The sequence below is a fragment of the Rhodococcus sp. Leaf278 genome (assembly GCF_001426085.1).
Taxonomy (GTDB): Bacteria; Actinomycetota; Actinomycetes; order Mycobacteriales; family Mycobacteriaceae; genus Rhodococcoides.
Genome location: NZ_LMRR01000008.1, coordinates 149632 through 157948 on the forward strand (window position 1 = coordinate 149632; position 8317 = coordinate 157948).

Annotated in this window: 9 protein-coding genes and 1 pseudogene; 8 read left to right on the forward strand and 2 right to left on the reverse strand. The window is 64.5% G+C overall.

Annotation, left to right across the window (positions count from 1 at the left end; genetic code table 11):
• Positions 1–32: 32 nt before the first annotated feature.
• From ASG84_RS10180 to ASG84_RS10195, 4 genes are all read left to right on the forward strand, one after another.
• On the forward strand, positions 33–647 hold the full coding sequence (locus ASG84_RS10180) for a TetR/AcrR family transcriptional regulator (protein ID WP_057476928.1): 615 nt from the start codon (positions 33–35) through the stop codon (positions 645–647).
• Positions 644–1522 carry an ABC transporter ATP-binding protein gene (locus ASG84_RS10185; protein WP_057476899.1) on the forward strand — a complete coding sequence of 293 codons (879 nt, stop codon included), beginning with the start codon at positions 644–646 and terminating at the stop codon, positions 1520–1522. Before ASG84_RS10180 ends, ASG84_RS10185 begins: the two co-directional genes overlap by 4 nt.
• Positions 1519–3093 carry an ABC transporter permease gene (locus ASG84_RS10190; protein WP_057476900.1) on the forward strand — a complete coding sequence of 525 codons (1575 nt, stop codon included), beginning with the start codon at positions 1519–1521 and terminating at the stop codon, positions 3091–3093. Before ASG84_RS10185 ends, ASG84_RS10190 begins: the two co-directional genes overlap by 4 nt.
• Positions 3094–3189: 96 nt before the next feature.
• Entirely contained in the window at positions 3190–4293 is a 1104-nt protein-coding gene (locus ASG84_RS10195) for a GGDEF domain-containing protein (RefSeq protein WP_057476901.1), read from the forward strand.
• Positions 4294–4343: 50 nt separating this feature from the next.
• Here the strand turns inward: ASG84_RS10195 and ASG84_RS10200 are convergent, their stop codons facing one another.
• Both ASG84_RS10200 and ASG84_RS10205 read right to left on the reverse strand, forming a co-directional pair.
• On the reverse strand, positions 4344–4838 hold the full coding sequence (locus ASG84_RS10200; RefSeq protein ID WP_235581612.1) for a DUF4190 domain-containing protein: 495 nt from the start codon (positions 4836–4838) through the stop codon (positions 4344–4346).
• A gap of 111 nt (positions 4839–4949) precedes the next feature.
• On the reverse strand, positions 4950–5714 hold the full coding sequence (locus ASG84_RS10205) for a pirin family protein (protein ID WP_057476902.1): 765 nt from the start codon (positions 5712–5714) through the stop codon (positions 4950–4952).
• A 149-nt stretch (positions 5715–5863) separates the two neighbouring features.
• Here ASG84_RS10205 and ASG84_RS10210 point away from each other — a divergent pair, with 149 nt between their 5' ends.
• From ASG84_RS10210 to ASG84_RS27395, 4 genes and pseudogenes are all read left to right on the forward strand, one after another.
• Positions 5864–7249 (forward strand): maltokinase N-terminal cap-like domain-containing protein, encoded by a 1386-nt coding sequence (locus ASG84_RS10210; protein WP_082520905.1) that lies wholly within the window; start codon positions 5864–5866, stop codon positions 7247–7249.
• 74 nt (positions 7250–7323) lie between these two features.
• A complete protein-coding gene (locus ASG84_RS27390; RefSeq protein ID WP_155289282.1) occupies positions 7324–7491 on the forward strand; it encodes a hypothetical protein in 168 nt (55 codons plus the stop codon).
• A gap of 164 nt (positions 7492–7655) precedes the next feature.
• On the forward strand, positions 7656–8084 hold the full coding sequence (locus ASG84_RS10215) for a GtrA family protein (protein ID WP_442970915.1): 429 nt from the start codon (positions 7656–7658) through the stop codon (positions 8082–8084).
• A gap of 128 nt (positions 8085–8212) precedes the next feature.
• Positions 8213–8317 (forward strand): annotated as a pseudogene (locus ASG84_RS27395) (acyl-ACP desaturase); the annotation flags it as partial.

Here is an 8317-nt window from a genome sequence, read left to right on the forward strand (position 1 = left end):
GCTCGATTGAACGGGTGTTTAATGTGCTGTACATGCGTACAGCAACGGAGGACCTCACGACGAGGGCGCGGATCCGAGATACCGCGATCGACGTATTCGGCGCACAGGGCTTCACCGCCGGGTTGCGGTCGATCGCCACGGCGGCAGGCGTCTCACCTGGGCTCGTCAACCATCATTTCGGATCCAAGGAGGGTCTGCGCACGGCGTGTGACGAGCACGTTCTGCGGGTGATCCGGGAGTCGAAGTCTGCGTCGGCCGGTCCCGCCGGAATGATGGAGCAGCTCGCGCGAATAGACGAGTACGCGCCGCTGGTCGCTTACATCGTGCGGAGCTTCTCGGCGGGCGGCGCACTGGCGCGAGAGTTGTTCGAGCACATGGTCGCCGACGCCGTTCGGTACATCGACGACGGTGTCCGCGACGGCCGGTTCACGCCCAGCCGCGACCCTGCGGCACGCGCTCGATTCATGACCCGACAGAACGTGGGCGGCCTACTGCTGTACGCGCAGATGGCCGGCCCCGACGTGGACTTCCGCGAGGCCCTCACTGCGCTGAGCGACGAGATCATGCTCCCTGCCCTCGAGCTCTACACCGACGGATTCTTCACCGATTCTCACGCTTTGGACGCGTACCTGGAGGCAAAGAAATGACCGAGTCAATCGAAGTCGACGGATTGACGAAGACGTTCGGGTCGGTCCGGGCACTCGACGGACTCGACCTGCGCGTCGATACCGGCGAGGTACACGGCTTCCTCGGTCCGAACGGAGCCGGGAAATCCACGACGATTCGCGTCCTGCTCGGGCTCGTCCGCGCGACGTCCGGCACCGTGCGACTGCTTGGCGGGGACCCGTGGGCCGACACCGTGGCCTTGCACCGACGTCTGGCCTACGTCCCGGGCGATGTGACGCTGTGGCCGTCGTTGACCGGCGGTGAGGTGATCGATCTTCTCGGCCGGATGCGCGGCGGCATCGACACCACTCGCCGAGCCGAACTGCTCGAACGGTTCTCTCTCGACCCCGGCAAACGCAGCCGAACGTACTCCAAGGGCAATCGGCAGAAGGTTGCACTGATCTCGGCCCTGGCATCGAACGTCGAGCTGCTGATTCTCGACGAACCCACCTCAGGACTCGATCCGCTGATGGAACAGCACTTCTCCGACTGCGTGAAAGATGCTGCTCGACGCGGAGTCACGGTGCTGCTGTCGTCGCACATCCTGTCCGAGGTCGACGCGCTGTGCAGTTCGGTGACCATCGTCAAGGACGGCCGAACGGTGGATACCGGCACGCTGGCATCGATGCGGCACCTCACCCGAACGGCGGTGACCGCGACTGTCGATCGAGTGCCGCAAAATCTCGCAACATTGGCCGGGGTCTCTGAGGTCGACGTGGACGGTTCCACGATCACCTGCACAGTGGAGAACGACGCCCTCGCTGCGGTGATGCACGTCCTGGCCGACGCCGGAGTGCGGAGCTTGGTCAGCAGCGCTCCGACTCTCGAAGAGCTGTTCATGAGGTACTACGCATGAACGGCACGGGAGCACTGCTGCGGTTGTATCTGCGCCGCGATCGCCTGGTGGCGCCCATCTGGGTCGTGCTGCTCGGAGCGCTGCCGCTGCTGTATGCGGTCAGCTTCGAGGGCCTGTATCCGACGGCGGCAGACCGGCAAGCGTTCTATCTCGGCACCGTGGCGGTGCCGGCACAGGCGGCTCTCGTCGGGCCGATCTTCGGCAGCGACCTGGGTGCCCTGGTGTCCTGGCGCGCCGGACTGATGCTCACCCTCGTTCCGTTGGCCGCGATCCTCACCGTCGTTCGGCACACTCGCGCCGAGGAGGATGCGGGGCGGACCGAGCTGATCGGGTCGACTGCAGTGGGCAGATACGCCGGGCTGAGCGCGGCCGTGCTGCTTGCGGGCGGCGGCGTCGCGGCGACCGGAATGTTGTCGTTCGTTTCGCTGTGGGCATTCGGTCTGCCGGTGACCGGGAGCCTCGCGTTCGGGGCCTCGATTGTCGTCGTCGGCGCGGTGTTCGTCGGCTGCGCGGCGCTGGCGGCCCAGGTGGCGTCCGGGGCTCGGGTGGCTCGCGGCTACGCCCTCGGCGTGTTGGCCGCAGCATTCGTACTCAGAGCGATCGGCGACATCGGCTCGGGAACCTTGTCGTGGTTCTCACCGATCGGCTGGTCGGCGCAGGTGCGTCCGTTCGCCGACGAGAGGTGGTGGCCGCTGCTGCTGTCGCTGGTGACCGCAGCTGCGTTCTGTGCCGCGGCGTTCGTGGCAGCGAATCGACGCGATCTCGGCAGTGGTCTGCGGGCCGAGCGACGCGGCCGGGTGGCTGCCGTGCCGTCACTGTCCGGTCCCGTCGCCCTCGCGTGGCGACTCTCGCGCGGGACCACCGTCGTCTGGACCGTCGGGCTCGCTCTGTTCGGCATCGCGATCGGCTCGTCCACGGACGGGATAGGTGACCAGCTCGGCAGCAGCACCGCCATCAGCGAGGCACTCGGAAAATTCGGCGGCACCACTCTCGAACAATCGTTCATTGCTGCCGTGCTGAGCATCGTCGGCATCATGGTGGCGGCCTACTCGGTGGCGGCGCTACTGCGGTTACACGGCGAAGAAGAGGCAGGACTGGCCGAGATCGTGCTCGCCACCGGCGTCTCGCGTCTCCGATGGCTGGCCGGGCATCTACTCCTCGCCGTCGTCGGCCCGGCGTGGCTGCTGCTGGTCGTCGGCCTCACCATCGGGCTGACGTACGGGTCGGCGACCGGCCATGTGACGGGCGAACTGCCGTCCGTCGTGGGCGGCGCGCTGGGGCAGCTCCCGGCCGTGTGGGTGGTGATGACCATCGGCGTCGCACTGTTCGGCGCTGTACCTCGGTTCGCGACTCTCCTGTGGGCGGTCCTCGGCGGCTTCGTCGCCCTGGGCCAGATCGGTTCCGTGGTGGGCCTACCGCAGCCGTTGCTCGATCTCTCGCCCTTCACGCACACTCCGCGATTGCCGGGGGATGCTGTGTCCCTTGCGCCGATCGGGTGGCTCGTCGTCATCGCTGCCGCCGTCGGCTTCGCGGGAATCGCAGCGTTCCGCCGAAGAGACATCCGCGGGTGACGTCGGTCGAATAGCATCACTCGTGGCCGATATGTCCGGACCGGTCCGACGACGAGTCCGGTCCGGCGATTCGGCCGACACGGGCTTGGAGGATACGTGCACTCGATATTTCTGCGCACGTGGTGGAACCAGCCGCACAGCTATGAATCGGTCGTCGATTACCTGCGGCTGCACGGTGCGCTCGCCCCGTATCGTCTCGCTGCAGCTCTGAGTACGTTCTCGTACGGACTCGGCGCGGCCGCGTTGCTGCTGCTCACCGACGCGTCTCCGACCTCGACGCTCGCCGAGCTCGTGTACGTCGTTGCGATCGTGTCGGCGCTCGTCGTCGGTATCGCCTGGCTGATGGCCCCGTGGCCGTCGAAAAGACTGTCCCTGTCGTTCGCTGCGTACGCGGATGTGGGAACAACGCTGGGGCTGCTCGCCTATGGGTCACCCCAGACAGTCATCTTGGCCTGCGCCCTGCTCGCAGCCAACAGTGTCTACATACAGCTCTTCCACAGTCCGCGAGTGATGGCACTGCATCTGCTGTGGGCCGCGGCGACAGTAGGGCTGATGTTCGGGCTCATCCTCTCGCAGCCCGATGCCGATCACGGCCTCGCCGTCGCGCAACTCGTCATGCTGGTACCCATCACTTTCATGGGCCCGACCTTCTTTCAGTACTTTCTGCTCAAACTGCAGGTTCAAGCGCAGGCGGCCAATCTCGACCCGCTCACCCAGATACGCAATCGTCGAGGACTCGAGGAGGCGCTGCCGGTTTACTTTCTCGGAGCCGGCGACATTGCAGTGATGGTGGTCGACGTGGACCGATTCAAGTCGATCAACGACCGATTCGGCCATCACCAGGGGGACGCAGCCCTGCAGCTCGTCGCGCGTCGACTGGAGAAGGACGGTGTGCTGCTGGCGAGGGTGGGCGGCGAGGAGTTTGCGGTGGTGACCAAGTTGGGCGTAGGCGAGGCGCACACACTGGCCGAGGAGTTTCTGGGTGCCGTCTACTCTGTGGGCGACCTCGCACCCCTGACCGTCAGCATCGGTGTGGCGCACTGCATGTACCCGAGTGCTCGCGACATCGGTGTCGACGCAGTCGAACTCACCGATCGACTGTTACGAGAGGCAGACGTGGCGATGTACGAAGCCAAGAAGCAGGGCGGTAATCAGGTGGTGGTGGCGGATCTGTCTGCGCGAGACGACTCGACCGGCTGAGGTGGCCGGACCGGCCGATGCACCGAGACGCGAGTGCACCGGCCGGCGGCTCAGTTCGGTGTCGAGTCGTCGTACTGGTTCTCGACGTTCTGCTGGAATTCGTCGGCGCATTGCTGTTGCGCTGCAGTATCGCTTCCTGCGTTGCTGATGCAGTCGGTGAAGTCCTGTCCACCGACTGCGTTGAACAGGCCGACGCCGACGACGACGAGAACGATCGACAATGCTGCGGCCACGAAACCCAGGATGATCGCGATGAGGGACACGGTGCCGTTGGTGGCGACGCGCTTCTTGTACCTCGAGCGTCCTATGAAGCCGAGGACGATGGCGATCAGGCCGAGAACAACTCCACCGACGATGGTCCAGGAGAACAACACACCCAGTATCGCCAGGACCAGAGCAACTGTGCCGATGGTGTTCTTCGGTGCTACCGGCTGTTGCTGGTACCCGCCCTGCTGGGGGTATCCGCCCTGCTGGGGGTATTCACCAGGTGAAGGGTAGTTTCCGGGCGGGGGATAATCCCCGGGCGGCGGGTTCTGATTCGACACGTCGAGTACCTCCGATGTTGGCGTTCGTGAGTGCTGGGAGTGTAAGCAGGTGTCTGCCGGGCCCACGCGCCCCACGTCTACCCGTGATCAACTTGTCATCGAACGTACATGTCAGCCGCCGAGCCGCGAATGCATCTCCCAGATCAGCACCTCGGCTGGTTCCGACGCTGTGATCTGTTGTCCGCCAGTCGAACTCAGGCGCACGGCATCGCCCTCGTACAGTTCACCGACGCCCTCCATCGAGACGGTGCCGCGGGCGACGAAAACATGGGCGAAGGGTGCGTCGGGCACCGTTACCGCGTTCCCCGGCAGCAACCTGGCCGCGTGCAGCGCCGCCGACTTCTGCGAGATGCCGATCGCCGCCTCCCCGCGGTGCTTCTCCATCCCCGACGCGACGGTGACCAGCCCACCGCGCAACAACTCGTCGCCGATCTCGAGCTGTTCGTATCCTGGTGTGGTGCCAGGACTGTCCGGCAAAACCCACATCTGCACGAAGCGAACGGGTTCGGTGTGCCGATTGCCGTCGATGCTCCAGGAGTCGTTCTTCTCCGAGTGCATGATGCCCTTGCCCGCGCTCATCCGTTGTGCGAGTCCGGGGTAGATGATTCCGGAGTGGCCGATGGAGTCCTGATGCACGAGTGAACCCTGCACCACCCAGGTGACGATCTCCATGTCTCGATGTGGATGAGTCTCGAAACCTTGACCGGCAGTGACGATGTCGTCGTTGTTGACCAGCAGCAGTCCGTGATGGGTGTTGTCGGGATCGTAGTGCTGGCCGAAGGAGAACGAATGCTTCGAGTCCAGCCAGGACACACGGGTTTTCAGTCGATCGCCGGCGCGGTGCACATCGATGTGGGCGGTCAGTGGAGCGGACATGTGACCACTGTACGAGCATGTCGGTGCACCGGGGCACGACCTCCGATAACGTTCGGGTGTCTTTGCTGTCGGGGTGTGAGCGTCGCTGTGAGTGGGTAGGTTCTGAGTCACTGCTCCGCAAACTCCGAAGAAGGCGGCGAGAGATTTTCATGGTCGGTTCCAGCTCGAGTGCGGCACGCACGGTCGAACCTCTGCTCACGGAGGCTTTGGCAACGTGGCTACCGGCCCAACGGTGGTTCGGTGCAAAGGGGTCGACCGTGGATTCGGTGCAGATCCTCGAACGCCAAGTTCTTCATGACGAACCACATTTCGCGGCCGAGCATGTACTGGTGGAGGTGCACTTGACGCAGGACGGCTCGGTGGTGACGCAGACCTACCAGGTGCCACTCGGCTTTCGCACCGAGCTGACCGACGACCTCCGCCCGTGGGTGCTTCCGGTAGCGGGCGAGGTTGCCGTGTTCGACGGGCTACGAGACCCGGAGATCATCGGCCTGTACGGCGACGCCTTCGCTTCCGGAAATTCCACGGGCAGCATCGAATTCAAGATCGTCGACGGTTCGAGTGTGCCGAGCGGTCTGCCCGGTCGGGTTCTGGGGGCAGAGCAGTCCAACACCTCGGTGATTCTCGGTGATCTGCTGTTACTCAAGCTGTTTCGACAGGTTCCGCCGGGAGTGAGCCCCGATGTGGAACTGCACCGCGCCCTGGCGGCGGCAGGCAGTGTCAATGTCGCACCGCTGCGGGGCTGGTTGGAAGCCGTCGTCGGCGGCGAGCCGACCACACTGGGCATGATTCAGGACTTCGCCGCGAACTCCACCGAGGGCTGGACCGCCGCTCTGGCAAGTGTTCGCGAGGTGTTCGATTCTCCCGATACACCGATCGAGGAACTGCCCGGCGATTTCGCCCGGGATGCTCATCGAATCGGAGCTGCCGTCGCGCACGTGCACCATGACCTGGCCTCGGTGTTGGGCACCGTCGAACGCTCGGTGGAATCGACCGCCGTCGAGGAGATTCTGGCTCGTATCTCGGGGGTAGCGCGGGTGGTGCCGGAGATCGCCCAGTTCATCCCGGCGGCCACGGCGCTCATTTCGCGCGCGGAGGCGTCGACGAGCACTACCGTGCAGCGCATTCACGGCGACCTGCATCTGGGACAGGTGCTGGGGTCGCCCGAGCGGTGGCTGCTCATCGACTTCGAGGGTGAGCCCGCCAAGACCCTGGCCGAGCGCCGACAGATGGACAGCCCCTTGCGCGACGTCGCGGGAATGCTGCGCTCGTTCGATTACGCAGCCAACCATCTGTTGGTCGATCAGCCCGAGGACCCCTCGATGCGGGAGCGCGCCGACCAGTGGGCAGCGCGCAGCATCGCCGCGTTCTTCGACGGCTACGCCTCGGTGGCCGGGCACGATCCGCGCGACGAGGCCGATCTGCTGCGCGCATACGAACTCGACAAGGCCGTCTACGAGGTTCTGTACGAGGCGCGCAACCGGCCGACCTGGTTGTCCTTGCCGATGCGTGCTGTCGAGCGTTTGGTCAGCTGATCGGTGAGCTGGGGGTGCACGTCGACGGGCCTGTCTACGACAAGTACCGTATTACCTGACACGGGAGGCAGGACATGAACGGTATTTTGGCAATCTTCGGCATCGCGGTGGTCGTCATCACCATCCTCGTTGTGGTGGTGCTCGTTGCGGTGTTGTTCGTCGCGTCGATCAAGCCCAACAGCCTCAACATCGACCTGGACCGCAAGAAGCGTGCTCGGGAAGAAAGTTCCTCCAAAGCCTGAGATGTCCGTCACGTCCGAGACCGATTCGGTCGTGCCCGGAGTTGTATCGAATCGAAGCGCCGACTGACGCTTTCGGTTCTACAACTGGAGATCTCGTGAGTACCTCGCTGAAAGCCGCGGCCACGCCCGGGCCGTCGGGCTGTGCGCCCCGCATCAGGTCGAGGATGCTCGGGGAAAGTGTTCTCGCTCAGTTCACTCGCTTCGTGATCGTCGGCGTATCCAGCAACGGCGTATACGCCCTGCTGTTCGTCGCTCTCGCTTCGCTCGGATCGTTCACCGCCAATCTTGTGGGCGTCGCAGCCAGCACCGTCCTGGCCAACGAGCTGCATCGCCGTCATACCTTCCACGCGGCCGGCCGGGTGGGTTGGTTCCAGACGCAGTGGGAAGCCGGTGGACTCGCCCTGATCGGGCTGGGTCTGAGTACCGCATCGCTGGCCGCGGTGCACATCCTGTTTCCAGGAACCGGCACGTACGTTCAGGTGCTCGTCGTCATTGCCGTGGGTGGGATGTTCGGAGCCGCTCGATTCCTCGCCCTCCGTGGTTGGGTGTTTCGTGCGCCGAACTTTTCGGGCCTCGAACCTGCCCAGCAGTAACCTGTGAGTTCGCACCACTCGGTGTCGAAGTCCGTTGCTACCTCTAACAGAATCTCGGCGAGGCTGCACACCCGTCTCGGTGTTGGCTCTAGGCTTGTCAGCTGACGTCGATGCGAGGAGACAAGCCAATGGCTAGGGATCTGACACAGCTCGAGCTTCTGCAGGAGCTGGCACCCACTGCCGAAGACAACGTGAACCGTCACATCACGATGGCGCGCGAATGGCATCCCCAC